At 45.1% G+C, this 26,245-nt stretch carries 19 protein-coding genes; 6 read left to right on the top strand and 13 right to left on the bottom strand.

From position 1 onward, the window contains the following. Window positions 1-530 precede the first annotated feature (530 nt). The 13 genes from IKG78_RS20010 to IKG78_RS19950 all read right to left on the bottom strand — a co-directional run bounded on the left by IKG78_RS20010 (window position 531) and on the right by IKG78_RS19950 (window position 20,532). Window positions 531-2,084, bottom strand: a complete 1,554-nt coding sequence (locus IKG78_RS20010) for a DEAD/DEAH box helicase (RefSeq protein WP_290947371.1) — start codon at window positions 2,082-2,084, stop codon at window positions 531-533. Between the two features lie 26 nt (window positions 2,085-2,110). Further along, the gene (locus IKG78_RS20005; RefSeq protein ID WP_290947368.1) at window positions 2,111-2,815 is read right to left on the bottom strand and encodes a SprT family zinc-dependent metalloprotease; all 705 of its coding nucleotides are present in this window, start codon (window positions 2,813-2,815) and stop codon (window positions 2,111-2,113) included. After that, window positions 2,808-6,041 carry an HsdR family type I site-specific deoxyribonuclease gene (locus IKG78_RS20000; protein WP_290947365.1) on the bottom strand — a complete coding sequence of 1,078 codons (3,234 nt, stop codon included), beginning with the start codon at window positions 6,039-6,041 and terminating at the stop codon, window positions 2,808-2,810. Before IKG78_RS20000 ends, IKG78_RS20005 begins: the two co-directional genes overlap by 8 nt. 446 nt (window positions 6,042-6,487) lie before the next feature. Beyond that, entirely contained in the window at window positions 6,488-8,368 is a 1,881-nt protein-coding gene (locus IKG78_RS19995) for an AAA family ATPase (RefSeq protein ID WP_290947362.1), read from the bottom strand. 12 nt (window positions 8,369-8,380) lie between these two features. Continuing rightward, window positions 8,381-9,616, bottom strand: coding sequence for a restriction endonuclease subunit S (locus IKG78_RS19990; protein WP_290947359.1), 1,236 nt, complete (start codon window positions 9,614-9,616; stop codon window positions 8,381-8,383). Next, window positions 9,603-11,618, bottom strand: a complete 2,016-nt coding sequence (locus tag IKG78_RS19985; RefSeq protein ID WP_290947355.1) for a P-loop NTPase fold protein — start codon at window positions 11,616-11,618, stop codon at window positions 9,603-9,605. The genes IKG78_RS19990 and IKG78_RS19985 overlap by 14 nt, the downstream gene beginning before the upstream one ends. A 238-nt stretch (window positions 11,619-11,856) precedes the next feature. Further along, window positions 11,857-12,348 (bottom strand): hypothetical protein, encoded by a 492-nt coding sequence (locus IKG78_RS19980; RefSeq protein ID WP_290947352.1) that lies wholly within the window; start codon window positions 12,346-12,348, stop codon window positions 11,857-11,859. Between the two features lie 184 nt (window positions 12,349-12,532). After that, the gene (locus IKG78_RS19975; RefSeq protein WP_290947350.1) at window positions 12,533-13,765 is read right to left on the bottom strand and encodes an RNA-binding domain-containing protein; all 1,233 of its coding nucleotides are present in this window, start codon (window positions 13,763-13,765) and stop codon (window positions 12,533-12,535) included. Between the two features lie 49 nt (window positions 13,766-13,814). Next, entirely contained in the window at window positions 13,815-15,383 is a 1,569-nt protein-coding gene (locus IKG78_RS19970) for a type I restriction-modification system subunit M (RefSeq protein ID WP_290947347.1), read from the bottom strand. Then, entirely contained in the window at window positions 15,380-16,000 is a 621-nt protein-coding gene (locus IKG78_RS19965; protein ID WP_290947346.1) for a restriction endonuclease subunit S, read from the bottom strand. Before IKG78_RS19965 ends, IKG78_RS19970 begins: the two co-directional genes overlap by 4 nt. Before the next feature lie 116 nt (window positions 16,001-16,116). Further along, the gene (locus IKG78_RS19960; RefSeq protein WP_290947342.1) at window positions 16,117-17,763 is read right to left on the bottom strand and encodes an FISUMP domain-containing protein; all 1,647 of its coding nucleotides are present in this window, start codon (window positions 17,761-17,763) and stop codon (window positions 16,117-16,119) included. Between the two features lie 84 nt (window positions 17,764-17,847). Further along, entirely contained in the window at window positions 17,848-19,005 is a 1,158-nt protein-coding gene (locus IKG78_RS19955; RefSeq protein WP_290947339.1) for a GGDEF domain-containing protein, read from the bottom strand. A 93-nt stretch (window positions 19,006-19,098) separates the two neighbouring features. Next, entirely contained in the window at window positions 19,099-20,532 is a 1,434-nt protein-coding gene (locus tag IKG78_RS19950) for an alanine/glycine:cation symporter family protein (protein ID WP_290947335.1), read from the bottom strand. 162 nt (window positions 20,533-20,694) lie between these two features. On the opposite strand from IKG78_RS19950, the gene IKG78_RS19945 reads away from it, so the two are divergent. The 6 genes from IKG78_RS19945 to IKG78_RS19920 all read left to right on the top strand — a co-directional run bounded on the left by IKG78_RS19945 (window position 20,695) and on the right by IKG78_RS19920 (window position 26,238). Then, window positions 20,695-22,110, top strand: coding sequence for an ATP-binding cassette domain-containing protein (locus IKG78_RS19945; RefSeq protein ID WP_290947333.1), 1,416 nt, complete (start codon window positions 20,695-20,697; stop codon window positions 22,108-22,110). A 394-nt stretch (window positions 22,111-22,504) separates the two neighbouring features. Further along, the gene (gene crcB / locus IKG78_RS19940) at window positions 22,505-22,873 is read left to right on the top strand and encodes a fluoride efflux transporter CrcB (protein ID WP_290947330.1); all 369 of its coding nucleotides are present in this window, start codon (window positions 22,505-22,507) and stop codon (window positions 22,871-22,873) included. Window positions 22,874-23,035: 162 nt separating this feature from the next. Then, complete coding sequence (locus IKG78_RS19935) at window positions 23,036-23,623, top strand: DJ-1/PfpI family protein (protein ID WP_290947327.1); 588 nt, start codon at window positions 23,036-23,038, stop codon at window positions 23,621-23,623. Between the two features lie 288 nt (window positions 23,624-23,911). Then, window positions 23,912-25,039, top strand: a complete 1,128-nt coding sequence (locus IKG78_RS19930) for an Mrp/NBP35 family ATP-binding protein (RefSeq protein ID WP_290947324.1) — start codon at window positions 23,912-23,914, stop codon at window positions 25,037-25,039. Next, complete coding sequence (locus IKG78_RS19925; RefSeq protein WP_290947321.1) at window positions 25,036-25,332, top strand: DUF971 domain-containing protein; 297 nt, start codon at window positions 25,036-25,038, stop codon at window positions 25,330-25,332. Before IKG78_RS19930 ends, IKG78_RS19925 begins: the two co-directional genes overlap by 4 nt. Window positions 25,333-25,389: 57 nt before the next feature. Further along, entirely contained in the window at window positions 25,390-26,238 is an 849-nt protein-coding gene (locus IKG78_RS19920; RefSeq protein ID WP_173800450.1) for an RNA polymerase sigma factor RpoD/SigA, read from the top strand. The last annotated feature ends 7 nt before the right edge of the window (window positions 26,239-26,245 follow it).

Below are 26,245 nucleotides of genomic sequence, written 5' to 3'. Positions count from 1 at the left end.
AACGCAATAGTCATACAACACAAAATATCAATTTTTACAAAAATTTAGATAATTTTATAAATTATTGAAAAATTTTAAGCAATTTTCACAACACAAGAGTATTGTAGAAACGAGAATGCCGATCCCGGAACGGAGTCCGGGATGACAGCAATGAGTGCAGTATCTGCGATTAGTGCCGTGTAAGGCGGCCCCGGAATGAGTCCGGGATGACAGCAATGAGTGCAGTATCTGCGATTAGTGCCGTGTAAGGCGACCCCGGAACGGAGTCCGGGATGACAGCAATGAGTGCAGTATCTGCGATTAGTGCCGTGTAAGGCGGCCCCGGCCCTTCGGCATGGTTCGGCAGGCTCACCAACCGAGCTCAGGGACCTAAGGCCATGATGACGATGCAAATCAAAACATCACTGGATCCCCTCCCTAACGGTCGAGGATGACGAACTGCGACTCTCGCCTTTTGTGGTTGTCTTCGGGCTTATGCCCTCTGGATGACGAGATGCGAGGATGACAAGATGCGCGGGCTTTACGCGCACTTACTGTTGTTGGTTTTGCGATTCGCGCATGCGGCGGCGGGCACGGGAGCCGGGACGGTTGCGGCGATGATGGCGACCACCGTTTTGCGGGTTCGGGGAGTTGCCGGTCGGAACGTTTTGAGCGGGATTGCGAGAATTCAGTTCAAGATTGCGTGGCGCATTTTGCGGATGCGGTTTGCCATGACCATGCTTTTGATTGCGCGGCGATTCATTCGCATGGAGCTGCACATTTTCAGTGTTTGCACTTTGCGCAGTTCCATCCATCATCACTTTATCAGAATTCTGCTTTCCGCGATTGTCCTTGCGACCGCGATTGTTGCGGGTTTCCGCAGCACGGGCCTGAGCATCTTCGCGGGACATGCGACCACGAGAATTGCGCATCATGCTTTCGACGGTTTCTTTTTGCGGAGGTGGCAATTTGTCATAAATGCTCTGGTCACCTTCCGGGATTTTCACGCGGGTCAGTTTTTCGATACCGCGCAAATCGGATTCTTCGTCCGGCGAGCAGAACGAAATTGCAACGCCCTCCTTCCCCGCTCGGGCTGTACGGCCAATGCGGTGCACGAACGTTTCATGTTCATTCGGCAAATCGTAATTGAACACATGACTCACATCATCCACGTCAATGCCGCGAGCTGCAATATCCGTCGCGACAAGCACTCGAATTTGTTCACACTTGAAGTTTCCAAGCGCTTCTTGACGGCGATTCTGGCTCTTGTTTCCGTGAATGGCAGCACACTTGACGCCCGCCTTTTCAAGCACACGTACTATTTTATCCGCACCATGCTTGGTGCGGCAGAACACAAGTACCTTTTTCATCTCGGGATGTTCCGCTAAAAGTTCCTTGAGGAGCGCCCCCTTGCGACGCTTGTCGATGCGGTACAGTTCCTGACGGATGCGTTCAATCGGCGTGCTCTGCGGAGCGACTTCCACACGCACCGGGTTCGGACGCAGAATCGTCGCAGCGAGTTTCGAAATTTCATCGGGCATCGTCGCGCTAAAGAACAAATTCTGTCTGTTAGGCGGCAACATCGCCACGACCTTGCGGATATCATGGATAAATCCCATGTCGAGCATGCGGTCCGCTTCGTCAAGCACAAAGAATTCCAGTTTCTTGAGCGACACCGCCTTCTGTCCAATCAAGTCGAGCAATCGCCCAGGAGTCGCCACAAGCACATCGACACCGCGAATCAGTTTATTCTTTTGCGGTCCATCGCCCACACCGCCAAATATGCACGCCGTCGAAATCGCCGTGAACTGCGCATACGCCTTGAAGCAATCCTCCACCTGAATCGCAAGTTCTCGCGTCGGCAAAAGAATCAACGCACGGCAAGTCTTCGGCGAACGAAACTTCCCGGAATCCAGTAAACGCTGCAAAATCGGGAGTGCGAACGCCGCCGTCTTCCCAGTACCCGTCTGTGCAATTCCCAACAAGTCCTTGCCTTCGAGCAAGCTCGGGATGGAACGTTCTTGAATCGGGGTCGGCGTTTCGTAGCCAATAGCGCGAACGGCTCGCTGCAACGGATTCGCCAAGGGAAGTTCTTCAAATTTCATAGTGCCAAAGATAGAAAAAGAAATATCTACATCTGCAAGTTCTCCAGTTTCAATTTTCGCTTTTCCCAATCAGGCAATCGTGTTTCTAACAGTCGATAGAACCTTTTATCATGATTCGGGTATTTCAGGTGACACAGTTCATGTACCACGACATACTCGATACATTCCTTCGGGACAGCAATCAGTTTTATGTTCAAGGTCAATATGCCACCTTTAGAGAGTGAACCCCAGCGCGTCTGCATATTGCGGATTTGCAACCGAAGTGAAGATGACGGCAAAGAAAACTTGGCGATACACGCATCAAATATTTTTTCAAACTGCACCTTAGCTCGTTCACGCAACCATTCGTCAAGAAACTTCTTCACAGTTGCGGGGCGAACATCCGCAGAAACAACTCTAATGAACCCGCCATCGATTTTCACCAAGCGTTCTGTACCTTTTTCAATTTTCAAGCGGTAACGCCGCCCCATATACAAATGCGTTTCGCCACCAAGATATTGCCTTGGAGGTGGCGCTTTAGGGAATCTCGCAAACCAGTCCTGCTTTTCAACAATCCAAGGAGCTTTCTTTTGCACCTTCTGCGCAATCGCTTCGAGCGTTGCCCCTTGCGGAGCCCGCACCTGCACGGCACTATCCGGCATTACAGAAATTTCCAGCGTTTTGCGGCAGCAAAATTCAACCGCGTATGCAATCTCGCGGTCTCCATATTTAACAACGCCCAACTCATTCATGCGAACGCCGCCTTGCCACATTCATAATCTTATCTTCAAGCGTATCAATATCATTATTTGACCATTCAAAGCGTTCCCGCACCTGAATTTCATCAAACAAAAAGTCATCCAGTTCGTTCTTTACACGATTCTGTGCATCCGTATCATTCCAGAACTGAATTTTACGATGTTTCTCAAACGACTCAACCGTAAACAAAGCCATTTTTGCGGCGATTCGCCTAGCTTCCGCCGCATCGCATTTTCCGCAATACACAAAGGCAGATAAAGCGACACCATAAAAAGCTGCGGCATCCTCATTCTCGCTAATTTCCTCGGGCACATCGTCACGTCGCTTGCTTTTGAATTTTTCTTGCAAGTTCTGAACCTTGGAATAATATTCGTCCTCAGAAATTTTACCCGCCTGGAAACTATCAATGACATCCTGAATCATCTTCGAGAATTTCTCGTAGAATGCCGGGTCTTCTTCCATCTTTTCCGTCACGGTTTTCTTGAGAGCATGCGCAATCGAATCCGCACTCGCCGCCTTACCACGAGCATCGTAACCACGCTTGTCATCACTCAGTTTCTTCGTAAACTTCGGATCCAAAATATTCACAGGAGCCACAGTCTGTACCACATTATCCGACTGGATGTGCGTATCGAGCAACTTCTTGATTTTCGGTTCGTACTCGCTGTAGTCCACATCGTCAGCGTAGCGGTGCTTTACAGACACACGCATATCCGAGAACATCTTGAACTCCCTGCGGAGCCGCATCATATCTTCGGCAGGAGTCTTTTCCAGGAACTTCTGCGATGACATCGCGATACTCAGGCACTTTCCGAAATCTCGCAGGGCCTTGTAGAAATCGTTACGGCGTTTTTCATCGGCCAAGTGGCGTTCCATCTGTTCGGGGTCAGCCTTGTTCTTGACACCCCTGAAAACATCCCACAAATTAGAGCGCAACTGCGGCAACTTGCCCACTAGTTCCGACACATCGGTCAGCAAGCCTTCCAAATCTTCGGGGTCAAAGCCTTCCAGTGCCTTGTACATCACAAGCGCCGTATCTAGGTTGTCGCGAACGTTAGCGTAATCTACGATATAGCCGAAATCTTTTTTCTTGCCATTTTCCTCGAACAAACGGTTCACACGGGCAATCGCCTGCAACAACGTATGTTCCTTGAGCGTGCGGCAAAGGTACAGAACAGTGTTGCGTTCAGCATCAAAGCCCGTCAGCAACTTATCACATACAATCAAGATTTCCGGTTTACCCGAACCCTTGAAACTTTCAATAATAGACCTATTGTATTCCTCCTCATCACCATAGTGATCCATCATTTTTTTCCAGAATTTCGTCACGCGGTCGCTCGGTTCTTCACCCACTTCCGAATAACCTTCGCGCTCATCGGGGCCCGAAATAATAACCTCCGAACTCACGGAACCAATTTCATCCAAGAATTCATGGTACAGAATAGCAGTTTCCTTGCTCGGTGCGACAAGTTGTGCCTTGAACGGAGTCCCCTGCCAGTTTGTACGGAAATGCTCGCTAATATCAAACGCACGCATATAAACGACGCGTTCTGCCTTGTTCAGCATCTCGGCTCGGGCATATTTTTTCTTAAGGTCAGCTTTCTGCTTGTTCGAAAGCCCCGCAGTAAAACGATCAAACCAAAGATCTATCGCCGCCTTGTCCTGCTTGAGTTCTGCATGACGACCCTCATAGAGCAAGGGAACCACGGCACCATCTTCATTTGCTTGCTGAATTGTATAGCAAGGCTTAATCATCCCGCCGAACTTACCGAAGCTATTCTTCTCTTTTTTCATCAGCGGCGTTCCCGTAAAGCCGATATAGCAGGCATTCGGGAGCATCTGTTTCATGCGTGCATGCAGATTTTTATACTGCGTGCGGTGTGCCTCATCGACAAGCAAAAAGATATTGTTGGATTTTTCAACATATTGCCGCTTATTCAAAGCCTTGTCGAACTTGTTAATAACAGTCGTGATGACGGCTGGAGTATCAGAAGCCATAAGATTAAGCAGGTTTTCACCTGAAGTTGCCTTGATGACTTCCATTCCGCAATGTTTGAACGTATCATGAATCTGCGTATCCAAATCCTTGCGGTCTGTGACAAGAACGATACGCGCATTATCAATATTGCAATCGGGATCATACTTTGAATCCAGAGCAATTCCGCGAGCAAGCATCACCATCGAAAGCGACTTGCCCGACCCCTGCGTATGCCACACAAGTCCACCTTTACGCTTGCCTTCGTTATCAATGTTCCGAATGCGTTTCAACGCCGAATGGACCACAAAGAACTGCTGATAACGAGCTATTTTCTTTATACCTTCATCAAACAGAATAAAACGATAAGCCATTTCAAGCAATCGCTCCGGCTTGCACAGGCAATAAATCAATCTATCCTGTTCCGTCACCACACGCTTTGTCTGCGGATTATCCTTGCGGAACGACTTGAATTTCGGCACCGAGAATATTCGGTCTTCATCTTCAGCCGGAACCTTTTTGTTAATCGCAGCTTCGATTTCCTTGTCCTTGATTTCTAGCTCGTGCCAAAGGCTCCAGAACTTTTCGGGAGTCCCAACAGTGGCATAAGTCGCATCATTCATGCTGACAGACAAAAGCATTTGGCAAAAAGTAAACAACCGAGGAATATAATCATCCCCTTGGTTGCGAATCATCTGCGAAATACCTTGTTTGACACCTTCTTCGGGCGATTTATTTTCAATAACCGCAAATGGAATCCCGTTCACAAACAGCACAATATCTGGAATGATGCGGGCATTAGATTTCGCACACTCCACATCGAATTCGGCAACAGCATGGAACACATTGTTCGCCGGTTCTTGCCAATCAACATAGCGGATGTCGTAACTGCGCTTGTCGCCCTCAACCGACTCTTCTTCGGATTGCGGGAGCGTGAGCAAGTCGTAAATCTTGTAATTCGTACGCACCAAGCCATCATACTGCATGTTCTTCAGTTTTAATACAGCACCACGCAAGCTTTCTTCGCTAAAATCACACTTGGTCCCCTTGTGCGTAAACGAGTTCAGTTTACGCAACTGCGAAAGCAGAATATCTTCGAGCAACACGTTGGCAAGCTTACCCTTGCGCTCCAGCATCACCTCTTCGGGTGTAAGCGGCTTAAACCCGAGATTCGCCAATAACCGCATCGCCGGAATCTGCGATGTCGGAATTTCTCTGTAATCAGGCTGTTGTTCGTTGCTCATAAATTACCTCAAAGTATTTTAATCTGCCATTTAATGTGTCGCTTAATGTGCCTTTTAACGTGCCAAATAATCAGCCAAATAATCTGCCATTTAATCCGCCATTTTTATCACCTTTGTGATCCTGAAAAATTCAGTATGTAAAACCGGTCTCATTTTGTGACCGGAGCAAAATTGGAAATTTATACATTTGATTTTCTCCAGCCGTTGCGACGTAAAGGGGGATGACAAATTGTCCCCACATTTTGCCCTGACGAATAATTTTCCGTAACTCTTTTTCATCCATATCAGCTCTATCCTTTTTTAGGTAGCAAAAATTTTTTGAACTATTAAGTATTTCTTAATAACTGAACTCTCCGCAGCCGAACTGCGAATGGAAACTGGGGTTACCTTTCGGGACTTTGACATAAAATCACCTCAAACTCTTATGACCTTAGATATTTTTATTATCACAAATTATCTAAACAAAGGGAGGCATTTGCATATTGATTTAACCAGAAACCATATTCTAAGCCATCTTTACATGTACTGTCATCACTTTCACTTATTGCATGATCCCTACATTCATACAATTTTACTTTAGACATTTCTTTTAAAGATTTTATAGCATTCTTTATTGATGTTTCCGTAACATTTTTCAATACATTTGCAGAAATCAAATGAGCCATTAATCGCCCTTTTTTATACCGGTTACTCATATCGTAATCATGATAATCTCTTATATCGTCCAATAATATTTTTGTTTGAAAGAGTTCATTCAATTGCAGTGTATTCAAAACAAGAAAGCCAATCCTATTTGGCAGTTCACCGATTGGAATAATATTGTCTTCGACAAACAATAAAAATCCATCTTTTTTTAAAATTTTACTGATATCTTCAAAAATACTTTTCCAATATTTGCAATCTATTTCATGCAATACATTACACATTAAAACAATGTCAAATGAATTTTTATCCAAACTTGATATTTCGCTATAATATCTTAATTCTGCATCTTCATTATGAAATTTCTTTATATTACCAATACAACATTCTTTGTTTTCAACAGACTTATCATAAGCGTAATAATCTAATATTTCTTTTGAATTAGATCCATCCTCGGCAAAAGACGATATCAACCGTCCCTTACCTGCGCCATAATCAAGAAGCTTGATTTTTCCTCCCTGTGATTGCTGAATTTTAAAGATTTCTTTTATTTGTTGAAACTGAGGATCTTTAGCTCCTGTTTCAACAACAGTGGGAGGCAACAAACATTGCGTCGAAAATCTTGTAACTCCAAATTGAAAAGGCAAATCTGTGAATTGCCTCAATTTTTCTATATCTTCTTCATTTCCTATAAGCCCTTTCAATATTCTCTCTGACTTTCTTCCAGCTTTTTCAACTTCACCTCCAGAGACATACCATATATCATCAGGATCAAAATGCGAAGCCAAAGCCAAAGAATGTGTTGCAATCCATATTTGCCCATTTTTATTTTTTCTTTTCACATCTTCAACAAATTGAATAACTGCAGACGGATGAAGATGTACTTCAGGTTCATCTAATAACAAAATATAATCATCAGACTGAGCGTCTTTAGCATATAATTGAACGCACATTTGCAACAACAATTGTTGACCTTCGGATAACTTTGCTTCAGCAATTACATCGCCATTTCCTTTTTCATCAAGCAGCACAGCATCGCCATTTTCATTGCGGTCTAGTGTTAATTTCAAATTATCTTTCACCAATTTGGAAAATTTTGTATAAAGGCCTTTTCGCTTGTTATACTCATTTATTTTAGTAGAATCTTCTTTTTCTTTTTTTTGCATTAAGTGAAATTCGGCTTCCCGAGATTGATCTGATAATTTTTGAATAAACGAAGTTGTTCCTTCTGCAAGTGCATCTATATTCAAACGTTCGCACTCTACTGCTTTTTTCATCCATGCTTTTTTTGAAAAATCTCTCCAATCTTTCAACTTTGATGTTGATGGAACAAATGAAATTATATTAGGATAATTACTCTTGTCTAAACCATCTAATTTTAAATGACCAATCCACTCCGTTTCATTTTCCATTTCTTTTATCTCTTTATTCTCTTCCTCGTCATAAGTAAGAAAATAATTTCCTATCTTTTCATCTATTTCCTTTAATAGAGCATCTCTTTTTTTACGATATTCATTCTGCTTTTCCTGAATGCTAAGAATGGTTCGCAAAAGACGAGTCTTTCCCGCTCCATTCTCCCCAACAAGAACAACAATGCTGTTTAAATTGTTCATTCTCACTTTTTCATTCAAATTCAAGCGATCATTTTCATCTAAACGACCAATTTCAATCTGAGTAATCTTCATATTTTCCTCCCTTTATTTTACTCGCCACTCACCGGTGAGGAGTTTTTGCATCAAGCCTTGTTTCTGCTTTTTATAATTTTCAAGTTGTTGTTTGAGTAGAGAGAGTTCTTTTTCGGCAGCGGAAAGAACTTCAGTAATTGCGTTTTGCTCTGGAAGAGTCGGAACTAAAACTGGCAAGTTTTTATATTCTTCCGCATTAACACCAGGCTGCCCCGATCTCATCGACATCTTTTTTAACCAGTTTTGATATTTTGACGAAAGAGTTTGAATGTAAATAAAGAAAGGGTTATCTTTTAATACATGGACTCGAATCAAAAATCCGGCAAAATATAAAATGCCATCATTTTTATCATATAAATACGATTTTCCCGTGCTAGCACCTGTTCTAGCAAAAAGAATATCTCCTTCATTCACCCGATATTTGTCTTCTAGTTCCGCATTTGGCGAGACTAAATCTATAGAATTAAACTTATGAGATACATCATCAATATCTGTTATTCGAATATATTTATTTTTCCCGTCATATTCCTTTGCTGCAGCATTCATTCCATAATCAAAACCCGAAGCTACATCAGATAGTTTGCTTTTTCTCCACTTATTTTTATCTACAACAACTTTACCTAGTTTAATTTTTCTGTTGTCATTACTTTCAATCAATTTCCATATCAAAGATTTCTTCTGATCTTCCTTCGCTTCGATGAGTTTTTCCATTTTTTCGATGGCGGAGTCCCAGACCGAAAGCGTCGCCGCAATCTTCTTCTGCTCTTCTAGCGGGGGCAACATTATCGGAAAAGATTCTAGTACATTTTTATTAATTTTCACCATACTTGTGCTTGTTCCAGCAGCACATGATTCAAAATAACGGCGTCCTGCAGGAGACTGCAAACATAACACAACAAATTGACAATCAGCAATTTTTTCATTCACTTGAAAACGCATCATTAAATCTGGATAATAGATTCCCTTTAAATCATCAAATACTACAGCGGCACGGCCAACTTTATCTTTTGTATTTGATCGGCTAACCAATATATCATTTCTCTTTAATAAGGAATGAATCGGCATCACAGCATTTTCTGATATATTTTTTTGTTGGCTCACATCTAACGAAAAACCAGTCAAAGCACCAAGGCTCAACGTTTTTCGATTTGTTTCATAATCAACACACAAAGGAGAATATCCGTTTTGAATGTCCACGGATTCAATATCTTTTATCTTTACTTTTTTCCATCCATTAGGTAGCATCATTCTTTTCTCCCAAAATTTTTTCCAAAGTTCTAATTAAATAATCAAACGCAAACACACTTGGCAACAACGGACGTTTTGCATCATTATATATCTTTTGAGCATTTTTCAAAAGTTTTTCCAAAAAATTCTTTTCCCTTTCAATCTGTTCAGGATGATATTGATATCTAGACTTCAACGCATTAAAACAATTCGTTTTAACTCGCGAGGGCATTTTTCTATAGGCTTCACAGAAACGTTCCGCATTCAAATCACCAAATACAAATTTTTTTTCATCCAGATAGCCATTTATAATCGTACCACAAGTTTGCTCGGAAACAACTGGATTTTCATTTCCAAGATTTTCAAAAAACTCATCCATTTTGTTCTGTTTGAATGATGCCGCTTTTTCTGCCAAGATTTCCTTAAGGAGTTCTTGTAGATGATCTAATTCTTTTTTGACATCACTATAAGATGAATCCAACATTGTGTGTTGTGTCCATTTATCTACATCTTCATACTCCAAAATACCCTTGCACGCAACAACATAGTCTTCTATTTTCTTACAAAATGCATTATAGTCCTCAACAAAAACTCTTCTTTGCGCAAGCCAATAAAGTTTGCTGAACAAGCACATAATTGATATAGGACTAGTCAGTTTCTTTTCTCGCAGCGCTTTTTCAAGCGCAGCCATAGCCTTTGGGCCAGAATCATCGTCCTCTCTAAACCATTCATACATTTTATTTAGGTAATAATCATCTTTTTTATCATACCATATTGAATTTTTGATAACATTATTGAGGTGTTCAGCTTCAACATAATTTTTTGAAAACCATTCTTGCCAAATCTGCCGCCATTTTGCATAATAGTCATCTAAAAAAGCATATGAACTTAAGCGTTTGACCTTGTCAAATATTTCTTCGAATTTTTCATACGGAAGTTTTGGGTATTTTTTATACAATTCTTCATCAACAGACTCATCTTGAGCTAATCGGTGATTTCTATTTTCGACAGAGGCCTTCGCGCAACCTCTTTGGATAGCATTACTTTCCGCATATTCAGACGCTTTAAACCAACCTAAATAATAAGCATATTGATGTGCAAAGAAATCAGCGATAAATAGTGAATTAAATTCAGGATTGATCAAATACTCATCCTGTATATTTTCTATGAACAGTTGAAAATCAAAAAAAGTATGCCTTAAAGAACGATAATTTGAGGCATTTGACAATTCAAATACTTGAGCGATTATATCATGACAATCTTTCAATAAACGCCATGCTTTATCACCAAGAAGATGCTTTTCTTTATTAAACCATAAATTCCAAACTTCATCAAAAGATGTTTGTATCTGGAATTCCTTACCAATGACTTTTTCCTTGGTACTAGACAAATGATGAAGAGTTGATTTGTCTTCTTGACACTTTTGTGCTTCTTCCCATTTTTCCTTATCCGCAAGCAAAATGCAGGGAACATGCAGGTGTTCCACATATTCGTTCAAATATCCCAACAATTCAGGAAGTAGCATGTCAGCACGCTCAACATCATCAAAAACGACAACAGCGCCTTTTAATTTCTCTCCTTCACCTTTTATAATATTCGGCAAGACTTCCGCTAAAAAAGGAGTCGCGATTTCGGCTACTGCACCCGTAGCTTTTAAAGCGGGATTAACAGAATACTCTTTTAGCAATTTGGCAATTGTCGATACGGCAGTCGGTATGCTTTTTAGATAATCTGAATTTAATATTGGATGCAGTTTTTCAAGAACTCGCTTGTCCATTTCTTCGCGACTTTTAGCACCGAATAGGCTAACATATACAACTGCATATTTTTCGCAATCGGTCAACCAGTCAAATGTTTTGACTACATCCTTTCCGGCAGCACCCCTGCCTTCTAGATACTGTCTAATAAAATATGTCTTGCCAGAGCCCCAACAGCCTGTAATCAACACAGCATAATCGGGAGACTGCTCCACATTCAGGTAGTAGTCCAGGAATTCTTCAATGTGCTTGTTGCTGTTTGACATATTTCGTCCTCATGTAATTCAATGTAGTTTATCACTCTAACGACATTCTAGTGAACAGGGTTGAATTTTTCTTTTTTCGCCATATTTCCGTATTTCAAGCAATGTCCTAATAAAGCCATTGACTTCCGCAAAAAAATATTGTATATTATAACTAAGTTCAGCAATGAACTTTGCCGGGGCTATATGCTCGGGCAGCCAGGGTTTTCCACGTTTTTGTGCCAAAAAAACGTGGATTTTTTTATATCTCGTCAAAATCAAACCTCCTTACATCCGAGCCAACAATCACGAAAAGGGTTCCGTTTTTCTTGCTTTTAGCATGTTTTTTCAATTTGCCCAATACACGAGAAACATTCTTTTCGTCGAGCAATCTCGGAACCACATTGTCCGCTTGCTTAAGAGCCTCTACAAAGCGTTGTTCCACTTTTGAAAGTTTAACTTGTTTAAAATCATATATCAGTCCATCTATAATTGCGTCAGGGTTCTTGGCATTAGCCCTGTTTTCTGGCAGCATCCAAACAAAATGCCCCGCAGCAACTAACATCGATGCAATTTCCATTTCTTTTTCAAGTACGTCCTTCGCATTCTTGCTCTTTTCAGATTGTATTTTTCGTGTTTCCGAAAGTTGCACTCCATTTACGCATATCCAAGCCTCTTCAGGGAATTTCATCAAAGCCAAATTTTTTGCGGCAAGTTCGTAGGCCGACTTAAGCGAAGCGTCCAACTTCGCCATTCTGCGTTCCTGCGAGCTCCTTTTTGTCTTCGGCTTCTTTACCAATACGATCTCCGATTGCCAACATTTTTAAACGTATCGAATCCGCTACGTTTAAAAATGCAAAAGTCTCTTTTTCTAACCGTGTGCAAATACATACTATTATTCTCTATTGTAAGCTTTTACGTGACCTCACGAAAATGGTTTACTTCCCAATCCTCTTCATTTCCTTTTCAATCTTATTAACCGATGTCTTGTTGGCGTCAACAAAACGTCCTTTCTCGCGCACCCAGTGCCCATTTTTTGATGCCCCTTCCCAAGCGTAGCCAAGCTTCTTGAGGTCACGTAAAATTGTCCTAGTACTTACTCCAAACATCTTCGCCAAATACTCTTTTGTTTTCATCGAATCTACTAAGATAATCTGTTCAACCTTCTGCACTCTAGGGCCGTCTTCTATGTCTTGAGTGACATTTTGGATGACATTTTGGGTGACATTTTGGGTTACATTTTGAGCGACATTTCGGGTTTTCCAGTGTCCGTTTTTAGCGGCTCCTTCCCAAACATATCCAAGGTCTTTCAAATCGCGCAAAATAGTTCTTTTCGTTACTCCAAACATTGTTGCTAAAGCATCTGTCGATATTATGGAGTTTGCAGAAATGACCTGTTCCACCTTCTGCCTTCTAGGTACGTCATCATCTTTTTGAGCGACATTTTGGGTGACATTTTGAGTGACATTCCTGCCATTTAATCTAGCCAGCGGGAACGTTACCACAGTATAGCCGGCCTCTTCAGTCCAAAAAGGTTCTGGAGATCCTTCTTCCTTACAAACATCAATAATCCGCTTGACACCCGAGCCCCATTTTTCCAAAACGACTTCAATTGGTTCGGAAAGTGATTCCTCTGAGATTCTCCGCTCTTCGACTCCGAGGCGAACCAAGCCGCGAATTTTCTTTTCATCCAAATCGCCTATAGTGATCTTATCTGCTACACGCATTTCCCACGAAAATTGGTGTGGGAAATTCTGCCGCAGTCTTTCGTCGTACATATCCCTAGGCATCACCTTGGTGACGCTTTCCAACCTATAATACGGTTTCCCGTGGAATGTATATGGCTTTTGTCCATAGACCCACGGGTTAAACCTCAACACAATTACCTGGAGGTTCGGCTTGCCGGGAATATCTACATATTCAATGACGGGCGAAACTGCGGGCTCAATCCCCGCTAGGGCCTGCGCGATATCGCGTCGGGTGGATTCCGAAACAATCTGACCGACAATGTTCAAAGAGGGTGTGACACCGAAAACGAGAACTCCGCCATCGGAATTCAAAAAGGCACATGCCGTATGCATGCCTTCGCGAAGTTCTCCGGTAGATTTCTTTAACTCGACATTCTTCGTCTCGTCTTTGGAAATCAGTTTTTTGAGTTCTTCCTGTGTCATCAAATCATCCTTTATTCGACCATCTCGCCCATGCGAGCGACATGGTTCTTTACCCCCGCTTAATCTCCTTCAGCTTTTGCGCCATCTGCTTGCGGACTTCGGCTAGTTCCTTTTCAAGGCGGTCGATATCCTTCTGCACCGCATCCACATCAATAGGAGCCTCTTCTTCGAAGGTATCCACGTAGCGCGGGATGTTCAGATTGAATTCGTTACCTTCAATTTCGTCGAAGGTGGCAATATGGGCGTACTTGTCCACATTCTTACGCTTCTTGTAGGTATTCACGATCTTCGAGATATTCTCTTCGGAGAGCGAATTCTGCTTTTTGCCCTGCACGAATTCACGGCTTGCGTCAATGAACAGTACGTCCTTGCGTTTTGCATTCTTGCCGCCGATTTCACGACTGCGGTCGAATACCAGAATCGCCACGGGAATGCTCGTGGTCGGGAAAAGATTTTCCGGGAGTCCAATCACCGCATCCAACAGGTTTTCGCGAATCATCGCCTCGCGAATTTTGCCTTCAGTCGAACTGCGGAACAGCACACCGTGCGGCACCACGACAACGATGCGACCTTCGCCAGCGAGGCTCGTCTCGACCATGTGCGTGATGAAGGCCCAGTCGCCCTTGCTCTTGGGCGGAACGCCACGGAAGAATCTCTTGTAAGGGTCGCTTGCAGCATTTTCGGCACCCCATTTGTCAAGGCTAAACGGTGGATTAGCGACGACAACATTGAATTTCATCAGCTTATCCTTTTCAACAAGCATCGGGCTGTTGAGCGTATCGCCCCATTCAATGCGAGCGCTATCGGTGCTGTGCAAGAACATGTTCATACGGCAAAGAGCCCACGTACTGCCGTTAGATTCCTGACCAAACAGAGCGTAATTTCCGCTCGGCACCTGCTTTGCGCCCTGAATCAACAAGCCGCCCGCACCGCATGTCGGGTCACAAATTTTATCGCCATCTTTCGGAGCGGCAAGTTTCGCCACGAGTTCCGTCACATCGAACGGCGTAAAGAATTCACCCGCCTTCTTGCCCGCTTCGGCACCGAAACGTTCCAACAGATACATATAAGTATTGCCGATGATATCTTCAGAAACGCGGCTCGGCGACATGTCCAGTTCTTCTTTGTGGAAGTCTTCGAGCAGCGTACGCAGGCGACGGTTGCGGTCCTTCGTCTTGCCCAAATTCGGTTCGGAATTGAAGTCAATATTGCGGAAAACGCCTTCGAGCTTGAGCCTGTTCTGCGTTTCAATCTTATCAAGAACGATGTTGATCAAGTCGCCGATGTTATCAGCCGTGCGGCGTTCGTAAAGGCTGTAATAGTCTGCAACAAAAGAGTCGATGACCTTGCCCTTGTCATTCTTGATTTCTACCTTCGGAAGCACAAAACGTTCGCGTTCCAGCTTGCGGAGGATTCGCGCCTCGTCGCCGCCATACTGTTTGCCATAAGCGTCGTAATGGTCGTGCCACACATCCGACATATACTTCAGGAACAGCATCACCAGAATGTAGTCCTTGTACTGCGCCGGATCAACCGCCCCGCGGAAAGTATCACATGCGGCCCAAGCGGCAGCATTGATGGCATCTTGCTCGATTTTTTCGCTTTTTACTTCACTCATAGCGACTCCAAATATTTTGAAATTTCCGTTTCTAAAATTAAATTCTTTTGCTTGACAATTTGTGTCAAGATTTCTTGTTCTTTTCGGCCAAGTTTTACAAGGTCGGCAATAGCCTGCTGCGCCTTTAAACTGGGCAACTTGACAGGCATCTGCTCCAAAACACCCTTGCTCACCAGCGGAATGCCGGAGCCCGTCGCAAACTCCTTAAAATAGACCGCACCATACGCCCCGTTTATATACCACGCCAAGTAATCGGGCGAAACCAATTCGCGATTCACACGGATACGGATCATCGGAGCGACAACCAACAGCTTTTCAGTAATTTCGGGAACAACCGCCGCCATAAACGGCGTTCCACGAGAGCGGAATACGACATCGCCCTGAGTGGCTAAATGCGAATCGTTAGGAGACGCATCTTCTACTCGTTTTAAGTTTTGCAATTGCAATTCGCCCGAGTTGTCAACATCACGCAAGAAACACGACAACATTCCCGAATCGCCGGGAATACATGTATTACGAAAAGGGTAGCCAACCGAAAGCCAAGCAACATCGCGCAGCAATACCGTATACGAATTCGGCACTCCAAGGGCATTCTTCGACACATTTTCCAAGTCCATGCCCTAAATATAAACAATTCTATTTTAAAATACAAGATTTTTCGTAGTATTTTTCATACTAAAAAGCAACCATTATAAAAATCTGCAATTTCAAGCTAATAACGGCATTTTTCCTATCAATCTTCAACGCAGCGCACGTAACTTGCCATATTGTACTTGAGTTTCGACTTCACCATCATCTCAATGGTTCCGATATACCAATTGTTGGCAGAATATGGCCCGTCTTCTTCTGCAGCCCACCACAAAGAGTGCTCCCCCTCCCCATAGAAATGCTCTTCGTACTTATCTCCACCGGGGAGTGCAGAAAACCCATAGGTATTTGTGCCAGTGCGGGCGTTGATACTTGTAGCTTTCCATGCTGTGTCTTTTGCTGCAGCAGGGGCATGCCCTAAGGCGAAACCAAAGGTACGCCATTCTTCCAAGGAAGGCAAGTGCCACCCGTCAGGACAAACACCCCGCACCCTCTTGACTCCATCAGCCTTGCACGTGACCCCATAGCCACAACCCTTGCCATCGTCGCTAAACAATGCAACGGAATCCATTGCGGCAGCCCACGTATATAAGCGCCCATACTTTGTACAAAATTCCACATCATTCTCATAACAAAGACTCAGGCTATCGGCATCATCTCCATAAGCGTAGTTCAAGTTCTTTGCCATCCATTTCTGCGTCCCGATTTTTACGGTAGGGTACACCTGCCCGTCTCGCAAGTCCGTCATGGAATCCTTCACAACAGCCGATGCATCTACGAATTTAGCCGTATCCGCAACAACGGGGTCCATCAGACACCGGAGCGTAAAGGAAATATCTATACTTCTACTATAAAGCGAACTCACGCCCCTGTCGATGTACTCCTTGCCAACATCCTCATCTTCAATATACATTACATCAGAATAGCTTTCATGTGCAATCCAGAAAAAAACGAAAGAGCCATGCTCCACGACGGGTTTAACGGGAGAATCGATTGCCCCCGAGGTATGCAACGTAAATCCGTAATCATCGGTCGCATTTGGAGTTTCCTTAGACAAAAGTCTTCCCGCTTCATCCTCAACAAAATCGAATAGACGATTCATCTCTCTGACCGAGGGAACATGCCACCCCTTGGGGCATACGCCGCGCACAAACCCTGCAGGAAATTCGGTATCGTAATCAATGTAATCATAACCGGATTTCGTTTTGCCAAATACGGAATATTGGTCATTGGTTGCCCATTTCGTATAGTAACGCCCGTATCTAGCACAAGAATCGGAGATGTTACACGGGCAGATACTTGTCGAATCCAAATCGGCGGTGGGCCTTAGGTAGGCATAGTTGAGGTTTTCGGCCATCCACACCTGACGTCCCATAGTTACAGTCCTATAAACTTGTCCATCGCGAAGGTCCGTCAGGGTGTGTGCCACGGAGTCGTAAACAGAGCCCGCGTCCACGTTTTCCGGAACCCAATTCGTATCTCTCGGGGCGGAACGGCCAATGCCTGCGGGAATATCGGGACACCGCCCGCTGCTGCTTGATTTAGCGGAACTGCTCGATTTAGCGGAGCTACTTGATTTGGCGGAACTGCTCGATACACCTTTACGGGAACTCGAAGAACTCTTGGCAGACACTTTGCCTTTGCTGGAGGAACTTCTGAATTTTTCCATGCTAGAAGAGGATTCCTCTTCGTCGTTCTGGGACCTTTGTGCGAAATCGCTGTCGTCATCGCCGCAAGCCACTAGGCCGAAGGCAACCACAAGGGCCAACCCGAAACCAAATTTTCTGAGCATAGGAATCTCCTGCCTGAAGGGTGCTTTAGTGAATACACAATATAATATTTATGTTGTATTCGCGCCGTGTATTTTTCCGACAAACTACCCCTTCCTGCGATCCATCCCAGCATGAGTTGCGTAAAAAAATTTCTTGTCTTCGTACATGCGTGCGTCAATGATATTAATAAAAGTATCGATACTTTCGGTTTTCATATCGAGTTTATGTGCCCCGATAGACGCAGACAACATATAAGGTTTCGACTTGTTATTATTAAATTTGTCAAAAAGATGGCGAATTTTTGCAATACAATTTTTCGCTTTTGTATCATCTTGCGTATTAAGTAAAATAATAAATTCATCCCCTGCATAACGGATAACGCAACCGGCATCGCCAACGGCCAATTTTAAAATACGCGATGCAATCAGCAGAGCCTCATCACCCACCGCATGGCCAAATTCATCGTTTATATGCTTGAACCCGTTTAAGTCAATCATGATTCCTGTAATATTGAGTTTCGGCATCTTGATGTACTTTTTTAGCAAGTAATGCATATAAGAGCGGTTGAAAAGACCCGTAAGAGGATCTTGATAAATCATCTCGTTTTGAAGGCTAGCAAGTACGCCCGCAATCGAAATCGCGATACTTGTAGGTATCACAGAAATTCCGTAAAACACCGACTGCAACACCCCCCCGATGAGAATTGGCACAATATAGACCCAAATCGGGAAAAACTTGAGGAACCCGCCCTTGGCTTTGCTCTTAAAGTAAGTCACAAGGCTGTTGATCACCAGCATATAGTCAACCACCACGTAATAAAAATACAGATAAGTTCTTGAATAAAGGTTGTTTTCGTCAATAGTGAACACTATCGGCTCAAATAAATTGACAACAAGCAAAAAAAGACTGACAACGACGACCGAATTCAGGGCAATCCTAGAACGCCGTGACATTCCTCCATTTAAATGGTACGCGAGGAACCGCACCCAAAAATTGACCGCAAGCATATTCGCCGCAAAAAGCCACGTACTCGCCGCATAGACCGCTATCTTGGGGAACAAGCCCGGCACACCCTTCATGGTATAAGAAATCGGGTCGGCAATGCAACTGGTCAAAGCAAGGAACATCATCAACAACAGGTTCCTGTTGGCACGGCTCTTACTTTGGAAACGCCACAAATTGCATACTATCAAAACGCCAATCAGAACAATCCCGATTACGTTTGCAACATAAATGCTTTCTAGATTGAAAAGCGGCTCCATTCCTTTTTCCTTCTCCTGCAATTATACATTTTATTTTTCATACTGCAAGGCAAAGAAGGGAAAGTGAAAAAGAATTTCGCACAAAAAAGCGAACTAAACTTTGGAGTCTCTTTCCTTGTGCCTCCAATAATCCAATCCTAGAGGGTCCAGCTTGATATACCTTGCGATAAACGCCGGGTTCCGCCCGCGTCTGCGTTGGCGTTCATAATCGCGAAGAGCCATGAAAGCGACGTTGCCCAAAATGACGCATGCAGGCAAGTTAATCAACGCCATGCCGCCCATCGTAATATCAGCCAAAGCCCAGCAGGCATCCATCGGAGTCACCGCGCCGAAAAGCACCACCAAGCAGCACGCAATATGAATCACCGTCATCACTTTTTTGCTCGGCATTTTCTTGTTATTGATGAAGGCGATTGCATTATGCACATAGAAAAGGTTGCCAAGCAGCGTCGTGAAAGCGAACAATGCCATCGCCACCGTGATAAAGATAGGTCCAGCCGCATCAAACGTCTTCGAGACCGCCTGCTGCACGTACATCGCCCCGGCATTTTCCGCAGTTCCCGGCACGCCAGAAACAAGACACATCATGGCCGTCGCCGTGCAGAGGAAAAGCGTATCGATATACACCGAAATCACTTGCGCAAGCCCTTGCTTTACCGGATGCGAGACATGAGCCGCAGCAGCCGCGTTCGGCGCAGACCCCACGCCAGCTTCGTTCGAATAAAGTCCGCGCTTGATGCCATACATCAGGCAAGAACCTGCTATACCTCCGCCAATCGCTTCGAAGTCAAACGCGTCACGCATTATAGCCGTAATAACCGAAGGAATCATATCGTAATTTACAACCAAAATAATATACACAAGGAATACATAGAAAAGCCCCATGAACGGCACCAGCACGCTAGTCAATTTAACAATACGCTTGCCGCCACCGAACAAGCAAAAGCCCACAAGCAACGCAAGAATCACGCCGATAATCCAAGGAGTCACCGACGGATTGTAGAAACTGTAGGTCTCGAACGTCGATTGCAGATTGTACGAACAAAGCAAATTAAAGCCGAATGCGTATGTCAAAATCAAGAACACCGCAAAAACGACACCGAGCCAGCGGCTATGCAACGCAGTCTCGATATAGTACGCCGGTCCGCCATAACATTCGCCGGTGTGACGGTCACGACGCTTATAGACCTGCGCAAGCGTACTCTCGACAAACGCAGAAGACGCACCGATAATCGCAAGCACCCACATCCAGAACGCAGCCCCCGGCCCGCCCAGACAAATCGCGGTAGATACGCCGATGATGTTTCCCGTTCCCACGCGGGATGCCGTCGAAACGAACAACGCCTCCAGCGAAGATACGCCGCCCATTTCCTGAGGTTTTTCAGCGAGCGTACGAATCGCCTCCACAAAAAGCCGAACTTGAACGAACCGCGTGCGGATACTGAAATAAATTCCCGCAGCCGCAAGGACCACAATCAATATGGGATAATAAAGAATATTGTCAACGGTATTCAGAAAATCGACCATCGTAGAGGCTCCTAACAAAACGAACGCTAGAAAAAAAATTTAGCAACATTCTTTATACTTAGAAATTGTATTTCCCCAAAAATTTGCAACATAGCAAGGACAATAAAACAGGTCTAAAAAATCGAAGAGCCATTTTTTTGCCCTTTTTCTATCTTTGGGCACATGGAATTCAAGCGCTTTGAAGCTCTGATCGAGATGTTTCCGCAGGTGCAGATTTTCAGCACCGAGGGCGATGATCTTGACCGAGTCATTACTCATTTTTTGAATCAACGTGAAAATGTCTCCACGATGTCGGAGGCAGTACAACGTAAAATCCAGCAGGCGTTGGCCCCGTTTTTCCAGCAGCGCTTCATCAGTTTGCATGATGCAGAAGCCCCGTTGGTGCGCAACTTGCTTTTGGACAAAAAGTTCTTTTTGCAAACGGACCGCTACATAGACGATATGGCATGGCCGGAAACAGATTCTTCGAAATTAGAAGAAGCATTGAAAATAGCCGACTTGCCTACCGGTGTTCTGGAACGCACGCTTTTGAGCCTTTCAAACGGTGAACTGCGTCGCGTGTTACTTGCCCGCATGTGGATGGAAAAGCCCAAATGGGTTTATTTCAACGACTTGTTTGGCGGGCTTGATCCGGAGTACCGTGCGCATTTAGCACGCTCTGTTGCAGATCTTGCAAAACGTCCGGATTTGAATGTGGTGGTGCGCCTCGCTCGTGAAGACGAACTGCTCCCGGAAATTCCAGCATTCGTTTATGCGAACAAGACGTTCACACAATATGCTGGCGAACTTCCGAAGGCTGCCGCTACTCCGAAGTTCAAGAAAGCAGAGTTGAAAGATTATGAGATCGTTGATCTTAGACGAGAGAACTGTGATTCCATTCATCTCTCGTCTCTCGTCTCTCGTCTCTCGTCTGATTCAGAAATCCTCTTCGATTTGAAACACGTAAACGTTCGCTTTGGTGATACTGATGTGCTTAAGGATTTGAACTGGACCGTTCGCAAGGGTGAACATTGGGCAGTAATGGGTGAAAATGGAGCCGGCAAAAGCACGCTTCTTGGAATGCTAACAGCAGACCATCCGCAGATTTACAACAACGACATTACGCTCCTCGGCGAACGTCCGGGGCATGGTCTCAACATTTGGGACCACAAGGCAAAACTCGGATTCTTCTCGCCAGAAATGGCACTCCAGTACCGCGAAGACTTAAGCTTATTAGAAGTACTTTGTACAGGATTTACGCCGAACCTCTGCCGTGCCGAAAACATCACGTGGGAAGAGCGTGCAAAGGCTCGCGAATGGCTTAACTATTTGGGCTTCGAAGATACTTCAATTTCGATTCGCAAAATTTCGCCGATTGACAAACGCTTGGTGCTGATGGCGCGAGCTGCAATCCGCCCGCCAAAGGTGTTGTTGCTTGACGAACCGACGCAAGGTCTCAAAGGCGAGTATCGCGAAAAGTTGTTTCACTTGTTGCAACTGCTTTCGACGGAGACGACAATCATCTTGGTAAGCCACTACGAAGAGGAATGGCCACCCTGCATGACGCACCTCCTGAGAATGCCGAAATTCTCGCTGTAGTATAGACGACAAATGCGTAAGGCGAATGAAGCAGGATTGCTTGCAAGCCTATTTCTGAGCCTAGCATTTGGTTCTTGAATGTAGTGAATGAACAAAGAACGCCCGCTGCGGCGGGCTATAGACGACAAATGCAAAAGGCGAATGTTGCAGGGCTGCTCGCAGACCTATAACTGAGCCAAGCATTTGGGACTTGTCCAAAGACGAAAGATTTGAGTTAATTTCTCTCTCGTCTTAGCTCTTCAAGCCAAGACTAGTCGGCTCAGTTATGAAATCAAGTAAACTTGCTTTCGCAACATTCGCCTCTTTTGTCTACCAGCGCAGCGGTCTTTCGTCTAATCACTAACCACTAACCACTAACCACTAACCACTAACCACTAACCACTAACCACTCCTTATGTCCTATCTCTTCGTTGCTCTTGGTGGTGCTCTCGGTAGCGTGCTGCGCTACTTCCTTTCGCTTGTGATTCCGAAGGCCGCAGGATTCCCGTGGCCTACGTTTGTCGCAAATGTTCTCGGTTGCCTTTGCATCGGGATATTTTCAGGACTTTTCCTCAAGTGCGGGACGCTATCGCCAAACCTCAAGTTGTTCTTGGTAACAGGCTTTTGCGGCGGCTTTACGACGTTCAGCACATTTGCAAACGAAAACCTTGCACTCCTGCAAAGCGGAAAAATCGGGATGTTCGCGGCATACGCGCTTGCTAGTTTTGTCCTTGGAGTTGCAGCCTGTGCCGCTGGAATTTACCTCATGGGTTACAATCGGTAAAGAGTCTTGACTATTGACCAATGACTAAAAACTAATAGACAATCACTTTGTTAAAAAAAGTAAATGTACATACTCTTCGATAAAGTTTGATGTATTTTATTTACAGTCTAACTTAGGTTAGTTGTAAAAAAGAAAACAAGTTATATCTATCAGGAGTGTATAATGGCAAAAAAAGCAAAAAAGGTTTTGCTTCTCTGTGGCGATTTCACCGAAGATTATGAAACCATGGTTCCGTTCCAGTCCATGTCCATGTTGGGCTATCAGGTAGATGCCGTGTGCCCCGACAAGAAAGCGGGAGAAACGGTCGCTACTGCAATTCACGATTTCTTGGGCGAGCAAACTTACGCCGAATCCCGTGGTCACAACTTTGCCCTTACGGCAGACTTTGATGCGGTAGAGGTAAGTAATTATGAAGGCTTGTTCATTACAGGTGGCCGCGCTCCGGAATACATTCGCTTGAACGAACGCGTGCTCAAAATCGTAAAAGAATTTTTCAAGGCTAAAAAGCCTGTGGCAGCCATCTGTCATGGTCCGCAAGTGCTTGCTGCTGCAGGCGTGCTGAAAGGCTACAAGGCAACGGCATACCCTGCTGTTGGTCCAGACATTACTCTTGCTGGCGGTACGTATGTGGCCGTGAACGTTGATGAAGCCGTCGTAGATCGCAACTTGGTGACTGCTCCGGCATGGCCTGGCGATACAGCGATTGTCCGCGAATTCGTGAAGCTCATGGGTGCAAAAATCAAGATTTAATTTTCGCGTTTCCAAGACGCAAAAAAAGCTATCTTCAAAAAGACATATACTTCGGTATCTGTCTTTTTTTCGTCATTCAGGACCCTTTAATAGGATGAAAAAAATCTAGTCACCAAAAGGATTCTAGCGTTGCTTTAAATGCTGGCCCAGGAACAGTGTCCGAGGTGATATTTCATGAGCTTGACCGCCTGCGATTTGTTAAATTAATGCAAAATTCTTTACCCATACCTCAAAGCGAGCTTGCGAGCGACCCCATAGCCCAAAGGCTCGTTGAGCCGAGCTGTAAACATGCAACTGAATGAACAAAATATTTTAAGCGCCTTGCGTGCGGTCCAAGATCCGGACTTGCACAAGAATATCGTAGAACTGAACTTTGTTCAAAATTTAAAGATTGAAGGAACCGCCGTGAGTTTTGATTTGCGCCTCACGACTCCGGCATGCCCGATTCGCGACCGTTTCAAGGACCAGTGCATCGCCATCGTGAAAAGCCTTGGCGCAACCGAAGTCGAAGTGACGCTGACTTCTTCGCAGGGCCGCGTGGGCGATGACAATTCCGCGGCAAAGGCTCCGCAAAATTCTTACATCGGCGATGTCAAACATGTAGTCGCTGTGGCAAGTGGCAAGGGCGGTGTGGGTAAATCGACGGTGACGGCGAACCTCGCCATGGCGCTCAGCCTCTCTGGCGCTCGCGTGGGCATCCTCGACGCGGACATTTACGGCCCGAGTATGGGTCTCATGTTCGGCATAGATAAAGCTCCTGAAGTTTTTGAAGACAATACGATTGCACCGGTCGAAGCGAAGGGCGGCATCAGCATCGTCTCGATGTGCATGTTCGCGGATTCCGACAAGGCGACCATCTGGCGTGGACCGATGGTTTCGCAGATGATCCAGCACTTCATCCACCATGTGCGCTGGGGCAAGCTAGATTACCTCCTTGTCGATTTTCCTCCAGGAACGGGTGACATCCAGCTCACGCTCACGCAGAACTGCCCGATGGCTGGCGCGGTCGTCGTGACGACTCCGCAAGAGGTGGCTCTCGCCGACTGCCGCAAGGGTATCGCCATGTTTGATAACGTGGGAGTCCCGGTCATCGGCGTCATCGAAAACATGAGCTATTTCATTTGTGATGAATGTGGCAAGCACCACAACATATTCCCTGCCGGTGGCGGTCAGAAGATTGCCGAAAAGTGGGGTGTGCCGCTTATCGGTAAAGTTCCGCTGGAACCCGCTGTTGCCGGTTGCGGTGATGAAGGCACGCCCGCCGTGCTCCGCTACCCGAATTCCGAATCGGCGAAGGTCTTTATGGAGGCAGCCGAAAAGATGGTGCGTACGCTTGCGGTATTTGAATCGGAGGGTGATGGAATCCTCAAAAACTTCAATTACGATTTCGAACAGCTGCCCGTGGAGGAAGTATGATCCAACCCAAGAAAATTTTCAGAACAAAAGAGGGCAAGCTCGGCTTTGAATGGAACGACGGCACTCGCGGCGCATGTGATGTTCGCTCGCTCCGTTTAGCTTGTCCGTGCGCACTCTGCGTCGATGAACATTCCGGCGAAAAAATTTTAGACGATTCCACTGTTCCCTTGGATGTGAAACTTGAAAAAGTACAGTCGATTGGCCGCTATGCCGTTGGACTTTCCTTCAACGATGGTCATCGTTCGGGAATTTACCCATACGATAAACTCAAGGAATTGACGAAATCAGCATAAAAAGCCATATTTTAAAAGTCTGGAGCGGTTTTGCTCACGACAGAAGGTGTTGTATTTATGAGTGATTTTAACGAAGCTCTTTATTTTCGTGACTTGAATAGGTATCCTACGCTGACTCCGCAGGAAGAATCGGCGTTGTTGAAAATTATCAAGAACGGTGAAACCGAAGAAATTCGAAAGTCTGCCTTGCAGCGCCTTATTCGTGGTAACCTCCGATTTGTGGTGAGTGTCGCCCGCAAGTATCAGGGACGTGGTCTCTCGCTTTTGGACTTGATAAACGAAGGAAACTTGGGCCTTTTCAAGGCGGCAAAACGCTTTGACATGGACAAGGACGTGAAGTTCATCAGCTACGCCGTGTGGTGGATCCGCCAGTCCATCCAGAAGGCTTTGTTTGAACAAGTGGGGGCGGTCCGCATTCCGCCAAACAAGCTTGCCCTGGTGAACCGCTTCAAGCGCGCGTTGATGCAGAACGGCGGTGATTACGACAAGACCATTTCGATGGAAGAATTTTCCGCTTACGAACGCGACATCGTCGAAGTCATGGAAAAAATTGTCGATATTTCGCTTGACGCCCCCATTGGCGACGACGCCGGCGTTTCGAGTGCCGATTCCGTGAGTACCCTTATGGACGTGCTTGGCAGCGACGGCAACCAAGACGAGGATATGGAGCGCGAAGAACGCCGCAAGCTCATTCAAGAGACTCTATCGTCCCTTCCGCAGCGCGAAGAAGAAATTCTCCGCATGTTCTACGGCCTCGATACAGTCGAAGATACGACGCTCAAAGACATTGGTGAAGACCTCAAGCTCAGCCGTGAGCGAGTCCGCCAAATCAAGAACAAGACCTTGCGTCGATTGCAGAAGAGCAAGGAACATAAAGAAAAACTGGCCGACTTTTTGGAACTCTAAGTGGAAG

The sequence above is a fragment of the Fibrobacter sp. genome (assembly GCF_017545445.1).
Lineage (GTDB): Bacteria > Fibrobacterota > Fibrobacteria > Fibrobacterales > Fibrobacteraceae > Fibrobacter.
Note: the sequence above shows the minus strand (reverse complement) of the source record. Positions and strands in the feature narration are given on the sequence as shown.

What these genes read in the sequence shown, in the direction of transcription:
- IKG78_RS19935 (WP_290947327.1), top strand. Translation starts at nt 23,036, where the DNA reads ATGGCAAAAAAAGCAAAAAAGGTTTTGCTTCTCTGTGGCGATTTCACC.
- IKG78_RS19995 (WP_290947362.1), bottom strand. Translation starts at nt 8,368, where the DNA reads ATGAAGATTACTCAGATTGAAATTGGTCGTTTAGATGAAAATGATCGC.
- IKG78_RS19925 (WP_290947321.1), top strand. Translation starts at nt 25,036, where the DNA reads ATGATCCAACCCAAGAAAATTTTCAGAACAAAAGAGGGCAAGCTCGGC.
- IKG78_RS19960 (WP_290947342.1), bottom strand. Translation starts at nt 17,763, where the DNA reads ATGCTCAGAAAATTTGGTTTCGGGTTGGCCCTTGTGGTTGCCTTCGGC.
- IKG78_RS19930 (WP_290947324.1), top strand. Translation starts at nt 23,912, where the DNA reads ATGCAACTGAATGAACAAAATATTTTAAGCGCCTTGCGTGCGGTCCAA.
- IKG78_RS20000 (WP_290947365.1), bottom strand. Translation starts at nt 6,041, where the DNA reads ATGAGCAACGAACAACAGCCTGATTACAGAGAAATTCCGACATCGCAG.
- IKG78_RS19950 (WP_290947335.1), bottom strand. Translation starts at nt 20,532, where the DNA reads ATGGTCGATTTTCTGAATACCGTTGACAATATTCTTTATTATCCCATA.
- IKG78_RS19975 (WP_290947350.1), bottom strand. Translation starts at nt 13,765, where the DNA reads ATGACACAGGAAGAACTCAAAAAACTGATTTCCAAAGACGAGACGAAG.
- IKG78_RS20010 (WP_290947371.1), bottom strand. Translation starts at nt 2,084, where the DNA reads ATGAAATTTGAAGAACTTCCCTTGGCGAATCCGTTGCAGCGAGCCGTT.
- IKG78_RS19985 (WP_290947355.1), bottom strand. Translation starts at nt 11,618, where the DNA reads ATGTCAAACAGCAACAAGCACATTGAAGAATTCCTGGACTACTACCTG.
- crcB (WP_290947330.1), top strand. Translation starts at nt 22,505, where the DNA reads ATGTCCTATCTCTTCGTTGCTCTTGGTGGTGCTCTCGGTAGCGTGCTG.
- IKG78_RS19965 (WP_290947346.1), bottom strand. Translation starts at nt 16,000, where the DNA reads ATGGACTTGGAAAATGTGTCGAAGAATGCCCTTGGAGTGCCGAATTCG.
- IKG78_RS19955 (WP_290947339.1), bottom strand. Translation starts at nt 19,005, where the DNA reads ATGGAGCCGCTTTTCAATCTAGAAAGCATTTATGTTGCAAACGTAATC.
- IKG78_RS19945 (WP_290947333.1), top strand. Translation starts at nt 20,695, where the DNA reads ATGGAATTCAAGCGCTTTGAAGCTCTGATCGAGATGTTTCCGCAGGTG.
- IKG78_RS20005 (WP_290947368.1), bottom strand. Translation starts at nt 2,815, where the DNA reads ATGAATGAGTTGGGCGTTGTTAAATATGGAGACCGCGAGATTGCATAC.
- IKG78_RS19920 (WP_173800450.1), top strand. Translation starts at nt 25,390, where the DNA reads ATGAGTGATTTTAACGAAGCTCTTTATTTTCGTGACTTGAATAGGTAT.
- IKG78_RS19980 (WP_290947352.1), bottom strand. Translation starts at nt 12,348, where the DNA reads ATGGCGAAGTTGGACGCTTCGCTTAAGTCGGCCTACGAACTTGCCGCA.
- IKG78_RS19970 (WP_290947347.1), bottom strand. Translation starts at nt 15,383, where the DNA reads ATGAGTGAAGTAAAAAGCGAAAAAATCGAGCAAGATGCCATCAATGCT.
- IKG78_RS19990 (WP_290947359.1), bottom strand. Translation starts at nt 9,616, where the DNA reads ATGATGCTACCTAATGGATGGAAAAAAGTAAAGATAAAAGATATTGAA.